General features: G+C 68.6%; 20 protein-coding genes. 16 read left to right on the top strand and 4 right to left on the bottom strand.

Annotated features, from left to right (window positions below; all coding sequences use genetic code 11):
* Positions 1-70: 70 nt before the first annotated feature.
* On the bottom strand, positions 71-1024 hold the full coding sequence (locus tag D3869_RS27955; RefSeq protein WP_247896023.1) for a FecR family protein: 954 nt from the start codon (positions 1022-1024) through the stop codon (positions 71-73).
* 239 nt (positions 1025-1263) lie between these two features.
* Here D3869_RS27955 and D3869_RS27950 point away from each other — a divergent pair, with 239 nt between their 5' ends.
* On the top strand, positions 1264-1866 hold the full coding sequence (locus tag D3869_RS27950) for an RNA polymerase sigma factor (protein WP_432613438.1): 603 nt from the start codon (positions 1264-1266) through the stop codon (positions 1864-1866).
* 189 nt (positions 1867-2055) lie between these two features.
* Here the strand turns inward: D3869_RS27950 and D3869_RS27945 are convergent, their stop codons facing one another.
* A complete protein-coding gene (locus D3869_RS27945; RefSeq protein WP_137142952.1) occupies positions 2056-2727 on the bottom strand; it encodes a transglycosylase domain-containing protein in 672 nt (223 codons plus the stop codon).
* A 455-nt stretch (positions 2728-3182) separates the two neighbouring features.
* On the opposite strand from D3869_RS27945, the gene cysE reads away from it, so the two are divergent.
* Entirely contained in the window at positions 3183-4067 is an 885-nt protein-coding gene (cysE, locus tag D3869_RS27940; protein WP_137142951.1) for a serine O-acetyltransferase, read from the top strand.
* Here cysE and D3869_RS27935 read toward each other — a convergent pair.
* Complete coding sequence (locus tag D3869_RS27935; RefSeq protein ID WP_247896066.1) at positions 4058-5002, bottom strand: LysR family transcriptional regulator; 945 nt, start codon at positions 5000-5002, stop codon at positions 4058-4060. The two genes, cysE and D3869_RS27935, sit on opposite strands and share 10 nt — an antisense overlap.
* Before the next feature lie 184 nt (positions 5003-5186).
* Between D3869_RS27935 and D3869_RS27930 the strand changes: the two genes are divergently transcribed.
* The 8 genes from D3869_RS27930 to D3869_RS27895 all read left to right on the top strand — a co-directional run bounded on the left by D3869_RS27930 (position 5187) and on the right by D3869_RS27895 (position 14025).
* Entirely contained in the window at positions 5187-6308 is a 1122-nt protein-coding gene (locus tag D3869_RS27930; protein WP_137142949.1) for an ABC transporter substrate-binding protein, read from the top strand.
* A 170-nt stretch (positions 6309-6478) separates the two neighbouring features.
* Positions 6479-7540, top strand: coding sequence for an ABC transporter ATP-binding protein (locus tag D3869_RS27925; protein ID WP_035682468.1), 1062 nt, complete (start codon positions 6479-6481; stop codon positions 7538-7540).
* Positions 7537-8391 (top strand): ABC transporter permease, encoded by an 855-nt coding sequence (locus D3869_RS27920; RefSeq protein WP_137107183.1) that lies wholly within the window; start codon positions 7537-7539, stop codon positions 8389-8391. Before D3869_RS27925 ends, D3869_RS27920 begins: the two co-directional genes overlap by 4 nt.
* A complete protein-coding gene (locus D3869_RS27915; RefSeq protein ID WP_114861232.1) occupies positions 8391-9191 on the top strand; it encodes an ABC transporter permease in 801 nt (266 codons plus the stop codon). Before D3869_RS27920 ends, D3869_RS27915 begins: the two co-directional genes overlap by 1 nt.
* Positions 9192-9240: 49 nt before the next feature.
* Positions 9241-10296 carry an agmatinase gene (gene speB / locus D3869_RS27910; protein WP_137142948.1) on the top strand — a complete coding sequence of 352 codons (1056 nt, stop codon included), beginning with the start codon at positions 9241-9243 and terminating at the stop codon, positions 10294-10296.
* A gap of 4 nt (positions 10297-10300) precedes the next feature.
* On the top strand, positions 10301-11107 hold the full coding sequence (locus D3869_RS27905; RefSeq protein WP_137142947.1) for a carbon-nitrogen hydrolase family protein: 807 nt from the start codon (positions 10301-10303) through the stop codon (positions 11105-11107).
* Positions 11108-11121: 14 nt separating this feature from the next.
* On the top strand, positions 11122-12366 hold the full coding sequence (locus tag D3869_RS27900) for a threonine ammonia-lyase (RefSeq protein ID WP_137142946.1): 1245 nt from the start codon (positions 11122-11124) through the stop codon (positions 12364-12366).
* A 297-nt stretch (positions 12367-12663) separates the two neighbouring features.
* Positions 12664-14025, top strand: a complete 1362-nt coding sequence (locus D3869_RS27895) for a nucleobase:cation symporter-2 family protein (RefSeq protein WP_137142945.1) — start codon at positions 12664-12666, stop codon at positions 14023-14025.
* 53 nt (positions 14026-14078) lie between these two features.
* Here the strand turns inward: D3869_RS27895 and D3869_RS27890 are convergent, their stop codons facing one another.
* Positions 14079-15518, bottom strand: coding sequence for an aldehyde dehydrogenase family protein (locus D3869_RS27890; protein WP_137142944.1), 1440 nt, complete (start codon positions 15516-15518; stop codon positions 14079-14081).
* Between the two features lie 346 nt (positions 15519-15864).
* Between D3869_RS27890 and D3869_RS27885 the strand changes: the two genes are divergently transcribed.
* From D3869_RS27885 to argE, 6 genes are all read left to right on the top strand, one after another.
* Entirely contained in the window at positions 15865-17463 is a 1599-nt protein-coding gene (locus D3869_RS27885; RefSeq protein ID WP_247896022.1) for an ABC transporter substrate-binding protein, read from the top strand.
* A gap of 192 nt (positions 17464-17655) precedes the next feature.
* The gene (locus D3869_RS27880; protein WP_137142942.1) at positions 17656-18633 is read left to right on the top strand and encodes an ABC transporter permease; all 978 of its coding nucleotides are present in this window, start codon (positions 17656-17658) and stop codon (positions 18631-18633) included.
* Complete coding sequence (locus D3869_RS27875; RefSeq protein WP_137142941.1) at positions 18630-19532, top strand: ABC transporter permease; 903 nt, start codon at positions 18630-18632, stop codon at positions 19530-19532. The genes D3869_RS27880 and D3869_RS27875 overlap by 4 nt, the downstream gene beginning before the upstream one ends.
* 13 nt (positions 19533-19545) lie before the next feature.
* Entirely contained in the window at positions 19546-20535 is a 990-nt protein-coding gene (locus D3869_RS27870) for an ABC transporter ATP-binding protein (protein WP_137142940.1), read from the top strand.
* A complete protein-coding gene (locus tag D3869_RS27865) occupies positions 20532-21539 on the top strand; it encodes an ABC transporter ATP-binding protein (RefSeq protein ID WP_137142939.1) in 1008 nt (335 codons plus the stop codon). Before D3869_RS27870 ends, D3869_RS27865 begins: the two co-directional genes overlap by 4 nt.
* The gene (gene argE / locus D3869_RS27860; protein WP_137142938.1) at positions 21536-22732 is read left to right on the top strand and encodes an acetylornithine deacetylase; all 1197 of its coding nucleotides are present in this window, start codon (positions 21536-21538) and stop codon (positions 22730-22732) included. The genes D3869_RS27865 and argE overlap by 4 nt, the downstream gene beginning before the upstream one ends.
* Positions 22733-22735 lie beyond the last annotated feature (3 nt).

Below are 22735 nucleotides of genomic sequence, written 5' to 3'. Positions count from 1 at the left end.
CGCCCCTCTTTTCGGCAGACGCACGGGGTCGTGGCGTCTCACAAAAAAATTCGCGAAAGAGGGACAAAACCTATCGAAGCAGGAGGATTCCGGCGGGCAGTTCGGTAACGCGGGCTCCCACGACTCCGGCCAGCGCGCGGATCGCACCGGCGGGATCGTCGAGCCGGTAATTGCCGCTGACCCGCGCGCCGGCCAGCCGGTCACCGATCAGGATGACCGGTGCGCCGTGGTAGCGGCGGAGGGTGTCGACGACCGTGGCGAAGGGCTGGTCATGGAACACGCAGCGCCCGTCCTTCCAGGCCAGCGCCACAGCCGGATCCGGGCGGGCGGGCGCCGACAGGCCTTCCGCGGTGGCCGTCACCTGGTCACCGGGGACGAGGGACACCGTCCGGCCCGGCGGTTCCCGCCGGCTCACCGACACCCGCCCGCGCTCCAGGAAGACGGCGTCCTGCCCGCCCTCCGACCGCACGGTGAAGGCGGTGCCGGTCACCTCCACCTCGCTGAATCCGGCGGTGACGCGGAAGGGGTGGGCGGGATCGCTGACCACGTCGAAATAGGCCTGCCCGCGCAGCAGCCGGACGTGGCGCCGGCCCTCGGCGAAATCGAGCGCGACCGCGGAGTCGGTGTCGAGGATCAGCCGCGAACGGTCGGGCAGGGCAACCTCCTGCCGTTCTCCGGTGGCGGTGCGGTGGTCGGCGGTCAGGCGGAGGGTCAGCGTGGGCTGGAGATGAACGCCGATGGCCAGCAGCAGGGCCGCGGCGGCCAGCGACGCCCGCCACCCGCCGAACCGCCCGGCCTGCCGCCGCGTCGCGGAACGGGGAGCCGGCGACGATGGGGCCGCTTGCGGCGTATGGGCAAAGGTCGCCGCTGCCTGCAATTCGGGCATGCTTCCGAGCGACGACAGACGGTCGAACGCCGCGGCGTGGCGCGGGTCGCGATTCCGCCATGTCTGATAGGCGGCGCGGGTGTCCGGGTCCGCAGGCGCATCGAGAAGCGTCACGAACCAGGTGAGCGCCTCGTCCATGATCGGGTCCGCATGCCGATAGGCCCCGGCATCCTGTCGGCCGTCTGCCTCGTCCTTCTCCACGCTGGCCTTCCACTTTTCCTGTGCCTGGACTCACGTAAGGTTGAGACGTTTCATCGTTCGCCGGGCCACAATTCGCAAACCGCAGCCCGCAACTGGTGATCGCTCCCGCACCCGTCCAACCGGCTTGACATCTGAAATTGAGAATCATTATCAATTTCGACATTGCAAGGCCGCCGATGTCGCACCGACCGCGGTGGTGTCCCCTCCGCCGTCGTACCGACAGGGCTATCATGTCCGCAAGCCTGATTGCGATCTATCTCGATCACCGCCGCTCGTTGTTCGGGTGCGCGATGAGGATCGTTCGCGATCTCCAGGTTGCCGAGGATCTGCTGCAGGAAAGCTATCTGCGCGCCTGCAAGGCCGTGGAGAGGGGACCCATCGACAACATCGGGGCTTTCCTCCACCGGACGGTCCACAATCTCGCGCTGGACCATCTCCGGCGCTGCCGGACCCAGGAGCGGTTCGAAGCCGGCCCGGCGGACACCGCCGAGGCGCTGGGCATCGCGTCGGAAACCCCATCGGCGGAGGAGCGCCTGCTGCACCGCGAGCGGCTGTCGTGCTTCATGGACGCCCTGGACCGTCTGCCGGCGCGGGCCCGTCAGGTGTGGCTCCTAAGCCGGGTCGAAGGTCTGTCCTATCCCCAGATCGCCGCCCATCTGGGTGTGTCGCAGGGCACGGTCTTCAACGACATGAAGCTGGCGATGGGCCACTTCGTGGACGCCATGGCGCGCCGCGACCGCCTCGAACCATCCGCAAGCCGGCCCGGCGGGGCGAGTTAGCTTTGGAGCACGCTCCGGCTTGACCAGAAGGGGCGGGGCGACCCCCGGCACACGGAGAGCGGATGCACGATTCCGGTGCTGGGTGTGTGCCATGATGGCCCTCCGCTTGGTGGAGCATAAAAATCCCATAAGGTATCTTATGGAAAATCAATTGACTGAGACTTTGCGCTGCCCGCCGTTGCCCGCAGGTCAGCTGCCGGAAAGCTGTCGGCACCCTTCAAGCCAAACGTCATCATGACTTTCGGGAACGCACGCTCCTGCCACCAAGCGTTCAATCCGCCTGACACGCTCATCGAGCGCAGGACCATTCCCACGAAGCGTGAAGGACGCCGGCGAGATGAGAACGGCGACCAATCGAGTGAATTCCGTACGGCTCAACTCAGCCGGCGGCCGCCCATAGATTGCTGAGCTGGCCTTATGAAAGCCGGTCACCCAGCCTTCCGGACCTTGACCCATTTCCAGTGTGTCGAGCCAAAGGGCAAGGATCCGGTCCTTGGAGAGCCGGCTTTCCAGTCCCATCGCGTACCCGGTTTGTCGTATCTTCCCGACGCCCGGTTGGAATTTCTTGAAAGCGAGGCGCTTGGAAGCCGATTGCGTGATGGTCGTCGCTCCAGCGCCCGGAGTCGAAAAATCCACTCCGGCGTGATCAGCGAAATTTGGGTCTTCAACTTTCAGCAGTATCGCCAGATGGTCCGCGCCGAGCGAATCTCCTCCCAGACCTTGAGCTATCAGATTGTCTGCGCGCTGACGTAATTGCGGGGCATCCGACAGAGCGTCCCAGTATCCGTTCCCGCCGTAAGCAACGGCCGCGACGACAAGCGAAACAACAAGAAGACCTGCGAACTTGAAAATTCGTCTCATGGGTCGTTTTCCAAGGCGTGATGTATGAGCCGAAGCATCCAGATGGTCTCCCACTGGTCTGTCCGAGCTGGTCTTTCGGACAAGGCGGGCGGCATGATTGCCGCATTATTGCCGAGCGGGGCGATGGTTTCCAGCGTCAAGCAGCGCGCCCTCCAGGGGCTCTAGACGGCACGCCGAAAACCATGGGCCGGCATCAGGAGCAGGCAGGTCGGGTCCCCCTGCACCGGAGACTGGGTGATCACTTGGAAACCCCGCCCGCTGCGCGGATGAGGCTGTCTGAGTGGACAGGGAGTTTTCACAGTGTGAAAATGTGCAAAAATTCGTGGTGGCCCTTCATTTCCCACGACATGGCTCCCCTTCCGGAAAGCGGCGTGCTAGGCTTCCGTCCGGCCTGTTGAAGGCCCCATGACCGGACCGACGGCCGGACCGGTCGGGAACATCAGGACACGCGTACCATGAATCACATCGTCGCCCCCTGCTTTAAGGATCAGGGCCTTAAGGACCGGGACCTCAAGGAGCTGGACCGCCCGGAGTCGCCCCTTCTGGAGGGCGTCGACGGCATGTGGGCGATGCTGCGCGCCGAGGCGGAGAACGTCGTCGTCAAGGAGCCTTGGCTGCGCCCCTTCATCGACACCGCCATCCTGCTGCACCATGACTTCCCGTCGGCGCTGGGCAGCCTGCTGGCGCGCAAGCTGGGCGACTCCTACATCTCCGCCGACCAGCTGGCGATGCTCGTGCGCTCGGCGGTCGCCGACGCGCCCTGCATCGTCGAGGAAGCCTGCTCCGACCTCCAGGCCATCTGCACGCGCGACCCGGCGGCGGACAACTGCCTGACGCCCTTCCTCTACTACAAGGGCTTCCACGCGCTGGAATGGCACCGCATCGGCCACTGGCTGTGGCGGCGCGAGCGGCGCGACCTCGCCCACTTCCTGCAGAGCCGGGTGTCGGAGGTCTTCGCGGTGGACATCCACCCGGCGGTCCCGGTCGGGCGCGGCGTCTTCATCGACCACGGCACCGGCGTGGTGATCGGCGAAACCGCGGTCGTCGGCAACGACGTGTCGATCCTTCAGGAGGTCACGCTCGGCGGCACCGGCAAGGAGCATGGCGACCGCCACCCGAAGGTGCGCGACGGCGTCCTGCTGTCGGCCGGGGCCAAAATTCTCGGCAACATCGAGATCGGCAGCCGCGCCAAGGTCGGGGCCGGCAGCGTCGTGCTGAAGGACGTGCCGCCCTGCGCCACCGTGGTCGGCGTCCCGGCGCGGATCGTCGGCTGGTGCCGCGACACGGTGCCGGCGCTTGCCATGGACCAGACAGTGCCGGAGCCGGAGTATCACATCTGACGGGCCGGGTGATGGCCCGGGCCGCTCCGGAATTCCGGCGCGGTCATCTCCTCGCGGGTCAGGGCGATGAACAGGTCCACCACCGGGCTCTTGGACCGGTTGGCGTCGTAAGCCACCTGGAAGGGCGCCTGATAGGACAGGACCTTAGGCAGCAGCACCCGCAGCCGCCCGGCCTTGACGTAGGGCGCCGCGTAATGGTCCGGCAGATAGCCGGCGTAGGCGCCGGACAGGATCAGCCGCGCCGCCCCCTCCATGTCGCTGACCGTCGCCTTGGGCGTTGAAATGGCGAAGATCTTCAGGTCGCGCGATCCCCAGTAGCTGCGCGCGACCAGCCGGTAGCGGCGGATTTCGTCGAGGTCGACGGCCTCGTCCGGCAGGGTGAACAGCGGGTGCCCGTCCGCCACGCAGAAGTGGATCGTCTCGTTGTAGAGGTCCTGGTAGGACAGGCTGGGCACGATGCGCGGGAAGCTGGCGATGGCGAGCTGGAGCTGCCCGCCGATGACGTCGCGCAGAAGTTCGTTCGGCGGGCGCACGTTGATGATCAGCGAGACCTCCGGCGCCGCCTCGGTGAAGCGGGCGAAGACGCGCTCCAGCGGGGCGCGCGGGTCGGTCAGCGTGTTGTCGACCAGCCCGACCGCCAGCGTGCCGGTCAACCGCTCGCGCAGGCCGCGCACCCGCCCGCGGAACCGCTCCAGTGTGTCGAACACGCGCCGCGCCTCGTCATAGACCGCCTGCCCTTCCGGGGTGAGCTGGAATCCCGACCGTCCCCGCCGGCACAGCCGCAGGCCCAGCCGCGTCTCCAGATCGGCGAAATGGGTGGAGATGGTGGACAGCGACAGGTTCAGTTCGCTCTGCGCCGCACTGAATCCACCGGCCTCGACGATGGTCATGAACAACCGCAACAGGCGCAGATCCACGGTTTCCAGCTGCATCATCGCCACAACGCCGCCCTCCCCTGCCCCGCCCGCCGGGTCCGGACCACCCGATACTTCGACCCGTATCGAAGTAAGATACAAAACTTTCTGATTTTCGGGCAACGGCGCCGGGGGTCTAATGATCGCAGGCCGCAATGCTGGCCTCACGAACAGATAAGCTCGTCCGCAAGGAAAGGTCGCATCCATGAACGAGACGACGGGTAAGCAGGGACTTCACGCCGCTTTGACCGGCGGCATCAGCCGGCGCGCCGTTCTGGCCGGAGCGGGCACGCTGGCCACCGTGGCCGCCATCGGTTTTCCGAACATCGTCCGCGCCCAGTCGAAGACGCTGAAGGTCGGCGTCTACGGCGGCTACTTCAAGGAATCCTTCGAAAAGCACATCTTCCCGGAATTCTCCAAGGCCACCGGCATCACGGTGGAAGCCATCGCCGAGCCGACCGGCGAGGCGTGGCTGGTCCAGCTCGAACAGGCGGCCCGCGCCCGTCAGGCGCCCGCCGACGTCTCGATGATGTCGCAGGTGGCGATGCTGAAGGGGGCCTCGGCGGAGCTGTGGGCGCCCTTCGACCTGTCGAAGATTCCCAACGCCGCCAAGGTCGTCCCCCACCTCGTCAACAAGTATCCGGACGGCAAGGTCAGCGGCATCGGCGCGGTGTCCTGGTACATCACGCTGGTCACCAACACCAAGAGCTACCCGCAGGCCCCGGACAGCTGGGCGGCGCTGTGGGACCCGGCGAACAAGGACAAGCTCGGCCTGCTGGCGCTGGTCAGCAACAGCTTCCTGCTGGAGGTCACGGCGGCCACCTTCTTCGGCGGCACCAAGCACCTGGACAGCGAGCAGGGGCAGCTCGACTGCTTCAAGAAGCTGGCGGAGCTGAAGTCCAACGTGAAGCTCTGGTACCGCGACGAGGCGCAGTTCGAGGCCTCGCTGAAGTCCGGCGAGATCCCGATGGGCCAGTACTACCACGACGTGACCGGCCTCGCCGCCGCGGACGGCCAGCCGGTGCGCTCGACCTTCCCGAAGGAGGGCGGCATCCTCGACTCGGGAAGCTGGGCGGTCACCCGCGCGTCCAAGGCCGGCGATCTCGCGCATGTCTTCGTGGACTACATGTGCCAGCCGTCGATCCAGGCCCTGCTGTCGCGCAAGGTCGGCACCGCCCCGACCATCGACCGCAAGCTGACCGACCTGACCGACCAGGAGTTCGCCGCCGTGTCCTCCGACATCGCGCCGATCATCCCGCGCTACGACCTGTACACGAGCAAGTCCGACTGGCTGAACCAGAAGTGGACGGAAATGATCGTCGGGTGAGTGAAGGCCCTTCTCCCCTCTGGGGAGAAGGGTATGGGATGAGGGGGCGGCCGCAGGCCGGACACGCACTGCAATGAGGCTGCGTTGACGCCCTATGGGCGCCCCCTCACCCTAACCCTCTCCCCAGAGGGGAGAGGGAATATCCAGCTCCAATCAATATAAGCCATCCCATGTCAGCCCTTGTCCTCGACGGTCTCACCAAACGATACGGTCCCGTGACCGCGGTGCACGGCGCGTCGCTGCGCATCCCGCACGGGCAATTCGTCTGCCTGCTCGGCCCGTCCGGCTGCGGGAAGACGACACTCCTGCGCATGATCGCCGGGCTGGAGGACCCCTCCGGCGGGCGGCTGGTCATCGACGGGCGCGACATCACCACGGCCCCCGCTCACACGCGGGAATTCGGCATGGTGTTCCAGTCGCTGGCCCTCTTCCCGCACCTGACGGCGGGCGAGAACATCGCCTACCCCCTGCGCATCCGCGGCGCCACGAAGGCCGAGCAGCGCAAGCGCGCCGACGAGCTGCTGGAGCTGGTGCGCCTGCCCGGCGTCGCCGACCGGCCCGTCTCCAAGCTCTCGGGCGGGCAGCGGCAGCGCGTCGCGATCGCCCGCGCGCTGGCCCTGTCGCCCAAGCTGTTCCTGCTGGACGAGCCGCTGTCGGCGCTCGACGCCAAGCTGCGCGAGGCCATGCAGATCGAGCTGAAGCAGCTCCAGCAGCGGCTGGGCATCACCACCATCGTCGTCACCCACGACCAGCGCGAGGCGATGACCATGGCCGACCTCGTGGTGGTGATGTCGCAGGGCCGCATCCATCAGGCCGCCCCGCCGATGGAGGTCTACCGCCAGCCCGCCGACGCCTTCGTCGCCGACTTCATCGGCATGACCAACCTGCTGGAGGGCGAGGTCACCGCTCCCGGCACCGCCGCCGTGCCCGGCGGCACCCTGCACCTGCCCGACCTGCCGCCGACCGGCCGCGTCCTGCTGTCGGTCCGCCCGGAGGACGTCGTCGTCCACCCGGCGGGAACCGACGGGCCGAACCGGCTGACCGGCACGCTGTCCTTCATGCGCGACCTCGGCGCCAGCGTGGAGTTCCGCATCGATGTTGCCGGGCGGGAGATCGTCGCGCTGTCGCGTCCGCAGGACCGCCCTCCGGTCGCCCCCGGCGGCGCCCTGGCGGTGGAGTTCCCCCCGGCGGCCTGCGTCGTGCTGCCGCCGATGGCGGAGCGCCCGCAATGATCCGCCGCGCGCCCCGTGGCCTGGCCGAGCACGCGCCGATCCTGTTCCCGGCGCTGATGCTGGTCGTCTTCTTCGTCATCCCCTTCAGCCTGATGATCGCGGTCAGCGTCTTCCGGCGCGTGCCCGGCGGCTTCTACGAGCCGGACCTCGTCTTCGCCAACTACGAGCGGTTCCTGACCGCCTTCTTCGGCGGGGTGATGTCCTTCTCGCTGGGGCTGGCGGCCCTGGTCGCGGTGTTGTCGGTGGGCATCGCCTTCCCCTTCACCTACCGGCTGGTCAAGCTGCCGCGCGGCGCGCAGATCCGCTGGCTGGTCTTCCTGCTGTCGATCCTGTCGCTGTCGGAAGTCATCATCGGCTTCGCCTGGTCCACGCTGCTGTCGCGCACCGCGGGCATCACCAACCTGTTCGTGGCGCTGGGCCTGATGGCCGAACCGCAATCGCTCAGCCCGAGCTTTGGCGCGCTGCTGGCCGGGCTGGTCTATCAGGCCTTCCCCTACACGGTGCTGGTGCTCTACCCGGCGCTCGCCCGCCTCGACCCCTATCTGGAGGAGGCGGCGCGCACGCTCGGCTCCTCGCCGCTGCGCGCCTTCTTCACGGTGGTGGTGCCGGGGCTGCGCAACACCATCGTGGCGACCACGATCATGGTGTTCGTCTTCGCGCTCGGCTCCTACCTGCTGCCGCAGCTTCTGGGACGGCCGCAGCACTGGACGCTGTCGGTGCTGATCACCGATCAGGCGATCTACCAGTCCAACATGCCCTTCGCGGCGGCCATGGCCGTCTTCCTGGTGCTGGTCAGCCTCGCCCTGGTCGGGCTGGCGCTGCTCGCCGGGCGGCGGGAGGAGACGGCCTGATGCTGATGCGCACGCTGAATTCCCTGGCCGCCGGCCTGATCGCCCTGGTCCTCGCCGCCCCCATCCTGGTGGTGGCCGGCGTCTCAGTGAACGAGAAGAAGTCGCTGACCTTCCCGCCGCAGGGCTTCTCGCTCGCCTGGTACGCGGAGGTCTTCACCGATCCCGGCTGGCGCGGCGCGCTGATCACCAGCCTCGTCGTCGCCACCCTGTCGGCGGCGCTGGCGGTGCTGATCGCCTTCCCGCTGGCCTGGTTCCTGTGGCGCTGGCGCGCGCCCTGGGCGCGGGCGTTCGAGGTGCTGGGCATGACGCCCTTCATTCTGCCGCCGGTCATCACCGCCCTGGGATTCCTCAGCTTCTGGGCGGCGGTGGGGGAATACGGGTCGCCCTGGACGGTGGTGGTCAGCCACGCGGTGTTCTTCGTGACGCTGCCGCTGGTCACGCTGTCACTGGGCTTCGGCGCGGTGGACCGCTCCTATGTGGAGGCCGCGGCGACCATGGGGGCGGACGACCGGACGGTGCTGCGCACGGTGGTGATGCCGCTGGTGCGGCCCTACGTGATCTCCGGCTTCGCCTTCGCCTTCGTGCTGTCGCTGAACGAGTACATCGTGGCCTACATGGTGGTCGGCTTCACGCTGGAAACGCTGCCCATCAAGATCTTCAACGCGCTCCGCTACGGCTACACCCCGACCATGGCCGCCGTGACGGTGCTGTTCGTGTCGCTGACGGCGGTGGTCTTCGGGCTGATCGCGTGGTTCGGCGACCTGCCCCGCCTGCTCGGCGCCTGGGCCAAAAACGACTGACGTCGAAGAACGACTGATAACCCTTTCCATTTTCAAAGAGATCCGGACGATGATCGACCCTCAGAAGCTTGATCGTTTGCGTACGAAGTACAGCGGCTCCGGCGGCGACGACTTCCACGATCCGGAGTTCCAGCGGGTTGCCGCCCTCCAGTTCTCCGGCGGCAAGCGGGTGCAGCCCTTCGCCGGGGTGTCCACCCTGCTTGACGCCCCCTACCGCCCCGACGCGGCCGACGCCGCGGACTTCGGCGGGCTGGACATCGCGCTGATCGGCGTGCCGATGGACCTGGGAGTCACCAACCGGGCCGGCGCCCGCCTCGGCCCGCGCGCCGTGCGCGGGATGGAGCGCATCGGCCCCTACGAGCACGCCCTGCGCATGGTCCCGGCGGCCTCCTGCAAGCTCGCCGATGTCGGCGACGTACCGTTGTCCAGCCGCTTCAGCCTGGAGGCGTGCCACGGCGACATCCTGGCCTTCTACAACCGCGTGATGGACGCGGGCGTCATCCCGCTGTCGGTGGGCGGCGACCATTCCATCACCTATTCGATCCTCAAGGCGCTGGGCCGCGAGCGTCCGGTGGGCATGATCCACTTCGACGCCCATTGCGACACCGGCGGCCCCTACGAGGGCGCCAAGTTCCACCACGGCGGCCCGTTCCGGCAGGCGGTCCTGGACGGCGTGCTGGACCCGGAGCGCACGGTGCAGATCGGCATCCGCGGCAGCACCGAGTATTTGTGGGAGTTCTCCTACGACAGCGGCATGACCGTGATCCACGCGGAGGACATTCCGGAGCGCGGCATCGCCAGCGTCATCGAGACGGCGCGCAAGGTGGTGGGCGACGGGCCGGTCTACGTCTCCTTCGACGTCGATTGCCTGGACCCGGTCTTCGCCCCCGGCACCGGCACCCCGGAGGTCGGCGGCCTGACCACGCGGGAGGCACTGGCGATCCTGCGCGGGCTCGACGGGCTGGACATCATCGGCGGCGACGTGGTGGAGGTGGCGCCCCAGTACGACGCGACGACCAACACCGCCCACGCCGGCGCGCAGATGCTGTTCGAAATCCTCTGCCTGTCGGTGCGGGCCCTCGCCAAACGCCAGGGCCGAGGCTGACGCCATGCGGCTGAGCCTGTTCCAGGCGGACGCGGAGCCCGGTGCGCCGCACCGCAACCTCGACCGTCTGGAGCGGGCGGCGGCGGAGGCGACGGGGCTCGGCTCCGCCCTGCTGGTCGGGCCGGAAATGGGCCTGACCGGCTACGACATCGGCGCGGCGGCGGTGCGCGCCCTGGCCGAGCCGGCGGACGGGCTGATGGCCACGCGGGTCGCCGAGATGGCCCGGCGGCATGGCATCGCCATCCTCTATGGCTATCCGGAGCGCGGGACGGACGGCGCCGTTTACAACGCCGCGCAACTGATCGGGGCGGACGGGCGGCCCCTGCTGAACCAGCGCAAGACCCATCTCTACGGCGACCTCGACCGCGGCTCCTTCGCGCCGGGCGGCGACGCCTTCCCGACCGCGGAGGTTGGCGGGATGCGGGTGAGCGTGGCGATCTGCTACGACGTGGAGTTCCCGGAACTGGTGCGCCGCCACGCGCTGGCCGGGGTGGACGCGCTGCTGGTGCCGACCGCGCTGATGGCGCCCTACGAGATCGTCGCCACCACCATCGTCCCCGCCCGCGCCTTCGAGAACGGTATCTTCGTCGCCTACGCCAACCGCTGCGGGCGGGAGGGAACGTTGCGCTATTGCGGGCTCAGCAGTGTGGCGGCGCCGGACGGATCGGTGCTGGCGCGGGCCGGCGACGGCGAGATTTTGCTGACCGTCGATCTCGACCCCGCCCTGCGCCGGGTCGGCACGCATCTGGCGGACCGCCGCCCGGACCTGTACGGTGCGGTCTCCAGCGCGCCTGGGAAGGGCGGTTCGTAGAGGAAGCACAGGACATGCCGGTCACCATCGACGACATTCACGCCGCCGCCGAACGGCTGGCCGGACGCATCAGCCGCACGCCCTTCCTGCGCTCGGAAACCCTGTCGCAGATCACCGGCGCCGAGGTCTGGGTCAAGCTGGAGAACCTCCAGTTCACCGCCTCCTTCAAGGAGCGCGGGGCGGCGAACCGGCTGCTGCACCTGACGCTGGAGGAGCGGCAGGCCGGGGTGATCGCCATGTCGGCCGGCAACCACGCCCAGGCCGTGGCCTACCACGCGAAGCGGCTGGGCATCGCGGCGACCATCGTCATGCCGCGCTTCACCCCCTTCGTGAAGGTCAAGCGCACGCGCTACCACGGCGCCACCGTCATCCTGGAGGGCGATTCCCTGGCCGAGGCCGCGGCCTTCGCCCACGACCTCGCCAAGCGGGACGGGCTGGTCTTCGTCCATCCCTACGACGACGACGCGGTCATCGCGGGCCAGGGCACCGTCGTGCTGGAGATGCTGGCGGAGGTGCCGGACCTCGACGCGCTGGCCATCCCGGTGGGCGGCGGCGGGCTGGCGGCCGGGGCCGCGGTCGCCGCGCGCGCGCTGCGGCCCGGCCTGGAGGTCGTCGGGGTGGAGGTGGAGACCTACCCCGCCGCCGCGCAGCGCCTCGCCGGGCAGCCGGTCAAGGTCGGCGGTCCGACGGTGGCCGAGGGCATCGCCGTGCGCGACGTCGGCGACCGGCCCATGGACATCCTGAAGCAGAACGGCTGCGACGTGGTGCTGGTGCCCGAGGCGGTGATCGAACGGGCCATCGCCATGCTGATCGAGGTGGAGAAGACCGTGGCGGAGGGCGCCGGGGCCGCCGGTCTGGCCGCCCTGCTCTTCCACCCCGAGCGCTTCCGCGGCAAGCGGGTCGGCCTGATCGTGTCGGGCGGCAACATCGACACGCGCACGCTCGCCAACGTGCTGATGCGCGGCTTCGCCCGCGACGGGCGCCTGATCAACCTGGACATCGACGTGGCCGACCAGCCCGGCGCGCTGGCCCAGGTGGCCCGCATCGTGGCGGAGTGCGGCGGCAACATCATCGACGTGCAGCACCAGCGCCTGTTCGGCGCCTTCTCCGTCAAGTCCGCCGAGGTCGCCCTGCTGATCGAGGTCGAGGACGAGGGCCACGGCGACCGCATCACCGAAGCCCTGCGCGGCGCCGGCCTGCCCGTCCGCAAGGCGGTGGTGGCGGAAGCGGCGCAACCGCTGTCCGGCGCGCGGCCCTGACCCAAGCCCCTTCACTTGCGGTGCAATAGCCCTCTCCCCTCCGGGGAGAGGGTGGCCCGAAGGGCCGGTGAGGGGGTTGCGCTTGTGCCGGACGATCCGCCACGCGCAGCCCCCTCACCCTAAACCCTCTCCCCAGAGGGGAGAGGGGATATGGGGCTGCCCATGGATTGAGCATCCCTCCCTGGCACCGCCGCCTTTCGCGGCACATCCGGGCGGACCCCACCACGATCCTCCGCCCCATTGGTTGTGGCACGGGCCATGCACTTCGCGCCTGTTCATTCGCGGAGGTCATGAATCATGTCGTCGGTGGAAACCTCATCTGCCCCCCATCCGGTTGACGAAAAGCTTCCGCTGCTGCGCCTGCTGGCGCTGGGGATGCAGCACGTGATGGTGATGTACGCGGGCGCCATCGCCGTGCCGCTCATCATCGGCGGCGCGCTGAAGCTGCCCAAGGACCAGATCGCCCTGCTCATCAACGCCGACCTGTTCGCCTGCGGCATCGTCACGCTGATCCAGACGCTGGGCTTCTGGAAGTTCGGCATCCGCCTGCCGGTGATGATGGGCGTAACCTTCGCCGCGGTCGGGCCGATGGTCGCCATGGCGGGAAACCCGTCGCTGGGACTGCTCGGCATCTACGGCGCGGTGATCGGGGCCGGCGTCTTCGCCACGCTGGCCGCCCCGCTGGTCGGGCGCCTGCTGCCGCTGTTCCCGCCGGTGGTGACGGGGACCGTCATCGCCATCATCGGCATCTCGCTGATGCGGGTGGGCATCACCTGGGCCGGCGGCGGGGCCGGGAACCCGAATTTCGGCGACCCGCTCTATCTCGGCATCGCGCTGTTCGTGCTGGCGGTGATCCTGCTGGTGACCAAATACGCCAAGGGCTTCTGGGCCAACATCTCGGTCCTGCTGGGCATCGTCGCGGGCTTCGCCCTGACCATGGTGCTCGGTCTGGTCAGCTTCGACGGGGTGGGACAGGCCAAGTGGGTGGATGTCATCTACCCGTTCCAGTTCGGCATGCCGGTGTTCGAGTTCTGGTCGATCCTGACCATGTCGCTGGTGATGATCGTCGTGATGATCGAATCCACCGGCATGTTCCTGGCGGTTGGCGAAATGGTCGGCCGTCCGGTGACGCCGGAGCAGCTCACCCGCGGCCTGCGCACCGACGGTCTGGGCACGCTGATCGGCGGCGTCTTCAACACTTTCCCCTACACCTCCTTCTCGCAGAATGTCGGGCTGGTCGGGATCACCGGGGTGCGCAGCCGCTGGGTCTGCGTGGCGGGCGGCGTCATCCTGATCGCCTTCGGCCTGTTCCCGAAGCTCGCCCACGTCGTCGCCTCCGTCCCCACCTATGTGCTGGGCGGGGCCGGGCTGGTGATGTTCGGCATGGTCGCGGCGACCGGCATCAAGATCCTGGCGAAGGTCGACTACACGACCAACCGCGGCAACATCTACGTCGTCGCCATCAGCATCAGCCTGGGCATGGTGCCGCTGGTCGCCGACAAGATCTTCCAGAAGATGCCGCCCTTCCTGTCGCCGCTCCTGCACAGCGGGATCCTGCTGGGCACCATCGCGGCGGTCCTGCTGAACCTGTTCTTCAACGGGCTGGGCAAGGCCGACGCGAAGGAATTCGTCGCCGCCGCCAAGACCGCGGAGGCGTAACCGTTTAGCCCTCTCCCCTCTGGGGAGAGGGAATTTCATCGTCGAATCAGCCCTTACGCCGCCGGTTCGCTGCCGTAGACGGACTTGGTCTCCAGGAACTCCTCGAACCCGACCTCGCCCCACTCGCGGCCGATGCCCGACTGCTTGTAACCGCCGAAGGGCGCCGCAAGGTCGATGGAGGCGCCGTTCAGATGCACCATGCCGGTGCGCAGACGCTTCGCCACCGCGCGCGCCTCGTCCACCGTCCCGGCGTAGACATAGCCGGACAGGCCGTAGAGCGAGTCGTTGGCGCTGCGGATCGCCTCCTCGATGTCCTCGTAGGGGCGGATGGTCAGCACCGGGCCGAAGATCTCCTCGCGCATGATGGTCATGCCGTCGGTGGCGCGGCTGAAGACGGTGGGCTTGGCGTAGAAGCCGCGCTCCAGCCCCTCCGGGCGGCCCGGGCCGCCGCACAGCAGGGACGCTCCCTCCGCGATGCCGGCCTGGATCAGGCGCTGCACCCGCTCGTACTGGCGCTGGTTGGCGATCGGGCCGACGCCGGTGCGGTCGCCGCGCGGGTCGCCGACCACCAGACGGGCGCAGACCTGGGCGGCGATCTTTTCCGCCTCGTCCAGGCGGGAGGCCGGGACATACATGCGCGACGGCGCGTTGCAGCTCTGCCCGGTGTTGGACATCATCGACCGCACGCCGTGGGTCACCGCCTTGGTCAGGTCGGCGCTCTCGCAGATGATGTTGGCGGACTTGCCGCCCAGTTCCAGCGACACGCGCTTGATGCTGTCGGCGGCGTTGTGGGACACAGACGCCCCGGCCCGGGTCGAACCGGTCAGCGACACCATGTCGACCAGCGGGTGCGAGGCCAGGACCGGGCCGACCACCGCGCCGTCGCCGTAGAACATGTTGAAGACGCCCGCCGGCACCCCGGCCTCGTGCAGGATCTCGGCGAAGATCCAGGCCGAATAGGGGGCGAACTCGCTGGGCTTCAGCACCATCGTGCAGCCGGTGGCGAGCGCCGGGGCGACCTTGCAGGCGATCTGGTTGATCGGCCAGTTCCACGGCGTGATCATGGCACAGACGCCGACCGGCTCGCGCAGGATGCGGGTGGTGCCGCGGGTCCGCTCGAACGGGTACTCGCGGGCGGCCTCCAGGGCCGTCTTGAAATGGGCCAGCCCCATGAAGGCCTGCGCCGGCTTGGACAGCGCCGCCAGGGGCGCGCCCATCTCCTCGGTGATGGCGTCGGCCACCTCGTCCATGCGCTTCTCGATGAGCGCGCAGACGGCGGCCAGCAGTTCCAGCCGCTCGTTCAGGGGGGTGCGGGAAAAGCCGTCGAAGGCGGCGTGGGCCGCCGCCACCGCGCGCTGCGCGTCCTCCGGCCCGCCGAGCGCAACGGTGCCCGACACCTGCTCCGTCGCCGGGTTCAACACCTCCATCACGGTGGCGCCCGCCGCGGGTTCGGTCCAGGCACCGCCGATGTAGAAGGATTGGCAGGTCTTCATCTCTAATCCCCTCGCTCTCTGCGTTGGCGTTTTCGGGTGAACCGATCCTGCCCCGTCCGGGGCCTTTTGCCAAAGCATTCCATCGGGAAAAACCGGATAGGTCAGAAGACCGGACCCTGTTGACAGATCAATGGTTTCAAGCTCTGATCGTTGAACACATACGTGCCGCCGCCCCGCCTGCGGCGAGCCGAACGACAAGAATCGGGCCGCAACAACCGTGGTCCAAAGGGCTGGGAGCCTGCTTCACGGGTACAAATCAAACGTACAATCAGGGGGACGAGGGATGGCCTTACGTGATCGGCATGGGCGTGATCGGCGCCTTGCGGGTGTGCTGCGTTCCGGAACCTTGAAACAAGTCCTGCCGACGGTCGCCGCCCTGGCCTTGCTGGCCGCGGCCCCGACGCCGTCGCAGGCCGCGACCCTGACGGTGGGCACCTCGGCGGAGCCGAGCGCGCTCGACCCGCACTACCACAACCTCGGCCCCAACACGCGCGCCCGCAAGCATGTGTTCGAATCGCTGGTCAGCATGGACGCCAAGATGCGGCTCCAGCCCGAGCTGGCGGAAAGCTGGCGCGCCATCGATGAAACCACTTGGGAATTCAAGCTGCGCAAGGGCGTGAAGTTCCACGACGGCACGGAGTTCACGGCGCAGGACTTCGTCTACTCGGTCTGCCGCATCCCGAATGTCGCCAACAGCCCCTCCTCCTTCACGGTCTACACCAAGGGCATTGCGGGAATCGAGGCGCCGGACCCGCACACCCTGATCATCAGGACCGGCAAGCCCTACCCGCTTCTGCCGGTGGAGCTGTCGACCTTCGGCATCATCTCCGCCAAGGCGGCGGGGGGCGGGGCCGTCACCTTCGACAAGGCGGGCTGCAAGGCCGAGTCCTGGCCGACGACGCAGGCCTTCAACGACGGCTCGCTGATGATCGGCACCGGGCCGTTCAAGCACAAGTCCTACACCAAGGGCGACCGGCAGGTGCTGGAGCGCAACCCCGACTATTGGGGACCGCAGCCGGCCTGGGACACGGTGGTCTTCCGCCCGATCACCAGCGACGGGCCGCGCGTCGCCGCCCTGCTCGCCGGCGACGTGGACATCATCGAATCGCCCCCGGTGCAGGACATCGAGCGGCTGAAGTCCGCCCCCAACGTCTCCCTGGCCCAGGCCCAGTCGAACCGCGTGATCTATCTGGCGCTGGGCGTCCAGGACACCCCGCCGACCATCACCGGCACCGACGGCAAGAACCCGCTGAAGGACCCGAAGGTGCGCAAGGCGCTGTCGCTGGCGGTGGACCGCGACGCCATCGTGAAGCGCATCATGATGGGCGTGGCGGAGCCGGCGAACCAGTATCTCCCCGCCGGCTTCTACGGCAACAACCCGGAGGTGACGGTCGCCACCGACGCCAACAAGGCCAAGCAGCTCCTGGCCGAGGCCGGCTACCCGAAGGGCTTCCAGCTCACGCTCGGCACACCGAACGACCGCTACATCAACGACGACAAGGTGGCCCAGGCGGTCGCCCAGATGTTCACCCGCATCGGGGTGCAGACCCAGGTCGACGCGACCACCGCCAACGTCTTCTTCTCCAAGCGCAACAAGCAGGAATACAGCGTCTTTCTGGCCGGCTGGGGCGCCGATTCGGGCGAGATGTCCTCGCCGCTGAAGGCGCTGATCGCCACGCCGATCAAGGAGAAGGGCTACGGCACGACCAATTACACCAGCTATTCCGACCCGGAGCTGGACGGCATGCTGGACACGGCGCTGGCGACCGTGGACGACGCAAAGCGGGAAAAGCTGCTCCAGGCCGCGGTGAAGCGGGCGATGGACGCCGACATCATCATCCCGCTGCATTACGAGGTGACGGTCTGGGCGATGAAGAAGGGGCTGAGCTACGAACCGCGCGCCGACCAGTACACGCTGGCGCAGAAGGTGACCCCCGCGAAGTGATCTGTACACCCCTCTCCCGCCCCGGGAGAGGGTGCCCGCGAAGCGGGCGGGTGAGGGTCGTGCGAGGATCGGAACCCTCATCCTTGGCTTTACCCTCACCCTCCCGCCGCCATGCGGCGGGCCCCTCCCTCTCCCGGGACGGGAGAGGGAGCAGTGCTTCCTCATCCGTCACACCCGCGGGGTAAAGGCGCCATGCTTGTCTTCATCCTCCGGCGGCTGGCGCAGAGCGCGGTCGTCGTGGTGGCGATGTCGGTGCTGGTCTTCGCCGGCATCTTCGCCATCGGCAACCCCATCGACGTGCTCATCAGCCCCGAGGCCGACGCGTTCGAACGCGCCGCCGCCATCGCCCGGCTGGGGCTCGACAAGCCCATGCACGAGCAGTTCATCCGCTTCGTGGACAGCGCGCTCGGCGGCGACCTCGGCACCAGCTTCGTCCATGGTGTGCCGGCGCTCGGCCTTGTGCTTCAGCGCTTCCCGGCAACGCTGGAGCTGGCGCTCTGCGCCATGCTGGTGGCCGTGGTGCTGGGCATCCCGCTGGGGCTGTGGGCCGGGCTGAAGCCGGACAGCTTGGCCGGGCGGGTCATCATGACCGGCTCGATCCTCGGCTTCTCGCTGCCCACCTTCTGGGTGGGGATGATGCTCATCATGGCCTTCGCGGTGACTCTGGGCTGGTTGCCGGCGGGCGGGCGCGGCGCGACGGCCAGCCTGTTCGGCGTGCAGTGGAGCTTTCTGACCGCCGACGGGCTGGCCCATCTGATCCTGCCCGCCCTCAATCTGGCCCTGTTCAAGCTGTCGCTGGTCATCCGTCTGGCCCGCGCCGGCACGCGGGAGGTCGCCTTGCAGGACTATGTGAAGTTCGCCCGCGCCAAGGGGCTGGCGCCCGCGCGGGTGGTCGGGGTGCACATCCTGAAGAACATCATGATCCCGGTGGTCACCGTCCTCGGGCTGGAGCTGGGCAGCGTCATCGCCTTTTCCGTGGTTACGGAATCGGTCTTCGCCTGGCCGGGCATGGGCAAGCTGCTGATCGACAGCATCCTCCAGCTCGACCGGCCCGTGGTGATCGCCTATCTGCTGGTGACGGTGCTGCTGTTCGTCGTCATCAACCTGATCGTCGATCTGGTCTATTCGCTGCTCGACCCGCGAATCCGGCTGGGCGGGGGGCGGGCATGAGCAGCGTCGTCGCCAAGGCCCCGCCGGTCGAAACCCCCTTCCTGCGGCTGGTGCGGGACTTCGCGCGGTCGCGCACGGCGCTGGCCGGGCTGGCGGTGCTGGTGCTGATCGTGCTGGCCGCCCTGCTCGCCCGCTGGGTGGTGCCGCAGGACCCCTACGACCTCGCGCAACTGGATATCCTCGACAGCATGATGGCGCCGGGGTCGCTGGGCGGCGGCGGCTGGACCTACTGGCTGGGCACCGACGACCAGGGGCGCGACATGCTGTCGGCCATCGTCTTCGGCCTGCGCACCAGCCTGCTGGTCGGGGTGGTCGCCACGCTGATCGCGCTCGCCGTCGGGGTGGCGGTCGGGCTGCTCGCCGCCTATGCGGGGGACCGGGTGGACGGGCTGGTGATGCGGCTGGTCGACATCCAGCTCTCCTTCCCGGCCATCCTGATCGCGCTGATCCTGCTGGCCCTGCTGGGCAAGGGGGTCGACAAGGTCATCGTCGCGCTGGCCGCCGTGCAGTGGGCCTACTACGCGCGCACCATCCGCGGCTCCGCCCTGGTGGAGCGGCGCAAGGAATACATCGAGGCCGCGCAATGCCTGGCCCTGCCCCACCGGCGGATCATGATGCGCCACCTGCTGCCCAATTGCCTGCCGCCGCTGATCGTGGTGGCGACGGTCCAGGTCGCCCACGCCATCGCGCTGGAGGCGACGCTGAGCTTCCTCGGCGTCGGCGTGCCGGTGACCCAGCCGTCGCTGGGGATGCTGATCGCGTCGGGCTACCAGTACATGCTCTCAGGCGATTACTGGGTCAGCCTGTTCCCCGGCCTCGCCCTGCTGGTCACCATCGTGGCGATCAATCTGGTGGGGGACCGGCTGCGCGACGTCCTCAACCCGCGGCTCAACCATTGAAAGGGGGCACGCGATGACCGAACCCCTGCTGCGCGTGGACGGGCTGAAGACCCATTTCCTCACCCGCGCCGGCACCGTGAAGGCGGTGGACGGGGTCGACCTGCGCCTCGACCGCGGCGAGATCCTTGGGCTGGTCGGCGAGTCCGGCTCCGGCAAGTCGGTGACCGGGCAATCCATCCTCGGCCTCGTCGATCCGCCGGGCCGGGTGGTCGGCGGCCGGGTGCTGTTCCAGGGCGAGGATCTGGTTCGCGCCGGGGAGAAGCGGCTGCGCGCTATCCGAGGGCGGCGCATCGCCATGATCTTCCAGGACCCGATGATGACGCTGAACCCGGTGCTGAGCATCGGCACGCAGATGGTCGAGGCCGTGCGGGCTCACGAGACGGTCAGCCGGGCCGAGGCCTGGGAACGCTCGCGCCGGGCGCTGGCCCGCGTCGGCATCGCCTCGCCCGACGAACGGCTGGCGTCCTACCCGCACCAGTTCTCCGGCGGGATGCGCCAGCGCGTCGCCATCGCCATCGCGCTGCTGCACTCCCCGGACCTGATCATCGCCGACGAGCCGACCACCGCGCTCGACGTCACCATCCAGGCGCAGATCCTGTTCGAGGTGCAAAAACTCTGCCGCGAGACGGGGACGGCGCTGATCTGGGTGACCCACGACCTCGCCGTCGTGTCGGCGCTGGCCGACCGGGTGGCGGTGATGTACGCGGGCCGGGTGGTGGAAACCGGGACGGTGGCCGAGATCATCGGCAACCCGCGCCACCCCTACACCCGCGGCCTGCTGGAGTCGGTGCCCAGCCGCAACCGGCGCGGCGTGCCGTTGCGCTCCATCCCCGGCATGACGCCCTCCGTCCTCGACCTGCCGGAGGGCTGCGCCTTCCGCCCGCGCTGCGACCGGTCCACCGGTGCCTGCACGACCATGCCCGAACTGGTGGGAGAGCGGGAGGATCGGGCTTGGCGCTGCTGGAACCCCGTCGGAGCCGAAGCGCGGGGAGACGCCGCATGAGCGCCGCATCCATCATCGAACTGGACGGGCTGACCAAGCGCTTCTCGCGCAAGCTGGACGTGGTGGAGCGCTTCGCCCGCCGGCTGGGGGCGGCCATCGACGACCGGGCGGTGCAGGCGGTCAGCGGCGTGGACCTGTCCATCGCCGAGGGCGAGGTGGTCGGACTGGTCGGTGAATCCGGCTGCGGCAAGAGCACGCTGGGCCGTATGGTCGCCGGCATCCTGCCGCCGAGCGCGGGCACCATCCGCTGGCGCGGCCGCGACCTGCGGGAGCTGTCGCCGGCCGACCGCCACCACGCCAACCTGAAGATCCAGATGGTCTTCCAGGACCCCATGGCCTCGCTCAACCCGCGCCTGCGCGTGGCCGACATCGTCGGGGAGGCACCGGTGGTCCATGGGCTGGTTCCCCGGCGGGAGGCGGAGGAGTATGTGGCTGCGACGCTGCGGCAGGTCGGGCTGGACCCGGCCTATCTGCGGCGCTACCCGCACCAGTTCTCCGGCGGACAAAGGCAGCGCATCGGCATCGCCCGCGCGCTGGCGGTGAAGCCGGACGTGCTGGTCTGCGACGAGTCGGTGGCCGCGCTCGACGTGTCGATCCAGGCGCAGATCATCAATCTGTTCATGCGCCTGCGCGAAGAGCTGTCGCTGACCTATCTCTTCATCAGCCACGACCTGGGCGTCGTGGAACACATTTCCGACCGCACCGCGATCATGTATCTTGGACGGATCGTGGAGTTGGCCCCGACACCGGAGCTGTTCGACAAACCCAATCATCCCTATGCCAAGGCGCTGTTGGACGAGGCGCCGCGCGTGTCCGTGGAGAAGCGGCGGTTCGCGCCGATCCGCGGAGAGATTCCATCGCCCCTCGACCCGCCGTCGGGCTGCGCCTTTCACCCGCGCTGCCCGCACGCGATGCCACGCTGTTCGGCGGAACGCCCGGCCCTGCGCGAGATCGCGCCCCGGCGCTGGTCCGCCTGCCATCTGAACGAAACCACAGGTCCATGATGCCCTCACCCGATCCCGCCGGCCCATCCGCGTGCAGCCCGCGCACGCTGGAGCTGCTGCGCGACCTGATCGCCTTCGACACGACCAGCCGCAACTCCAACCTCGACCTGATCCACTACATCCGCGACCATCTGGCGGCGCTGGGGGTATCCAGCACGCTGGTGTTCAACGAGGAGCGGACCAAGGCCAACCTCTACGCCACCATCGGCCCGATGGACCGCGGCGGCGTCTGCCTGTCCGGCCACACCGACGTGGTGCCGGTGGACGACCAGGACTGGTCCAGCGATCCCTTCACCCTGACGGAGCGCGACGGCAAGCTGTTCGGGCGCGGCACGGCGGACATGAAGGGCTTCATCGCGGCGGCGCTGGCCATGGCACCGAACTTCCTGGCCGCCAATCTGACGACGCCGGTCCATTACGCCTTCTCCTACGACGAGGAGCTGGGCTGCCTCGGCGTGCCCGGCCTGCTGACCCAGCTCGCCGGGATGGCGGTCAAGCCGCGCCTGTGCATCGTCGGGGAGCCGACGCGGATGCGGGTGATCGTCGGCCATAAGGGCAAGGTGGCGTTGCGCTGCCGCGTCCACGGCCACGCCTGCCACTCCTCGCTCGCCCCGCAGGGGGTGAACGCGGTGGAATACGCGGCGGAGCTGGTGTCCTTCCTGCGCGGCATGGGCCGCCGCTTCGCCGAGCAGGGACCGTTCGACTACGATTACGACGTGCCCTACACCACGGTGCACACCGGGGTGATGGAGGGCGGCACGGCCCGCAACATTGTCCCCTCCGACGCCTCCTTCGAGTTCGAGATCCGGCATCTCGCCGACCACCCCGTGGCGCCGATGCTGAAGGAACTGCGGGACTTCGCCAAGACGCTGGAACCGGAGATGCGCGCCGTCCGCCCCGACGCCGGCTTCTCCTGGGAAACCCTGTCGGACAGCCCGGCGCTCGACACCCCGCCGGACTCGGAGGAGGTGACGCTGGTCAAGAACCTTGCCGAGCAGAACGGCCACGGCAAGGTGGCCTTCGGCACGGAGGGCGCGCTGTTCACCAGCATCGCCAACATCCCCGCCGTGGTCTGCGGCCCCGGCGACATCGAGCAGGCCCACAAGCCCGACGAGTATGTGGAACTGAGCGAACTCGCCCGCGCCGAGCGTTTCCTGCACCGGCTGAGGGATGCCGCGAAGAAGGGGCTGTGATGC

The sequence above is a fragment of the Azospirillum brasilense genome, from assembly GCF_005222205.1.
GTDB lineage: Bacteria > Pseudomonadota > Alphaproteobacteria > Azospirillales > Azospirillaceae > Azospirillum > Azospirillum brasilense_G.
The sequence above is the reverse complement of the archived record's forward strand: the minus strand, read 5'-3'. Positions and strand labels throughout refer to the sequence as shown.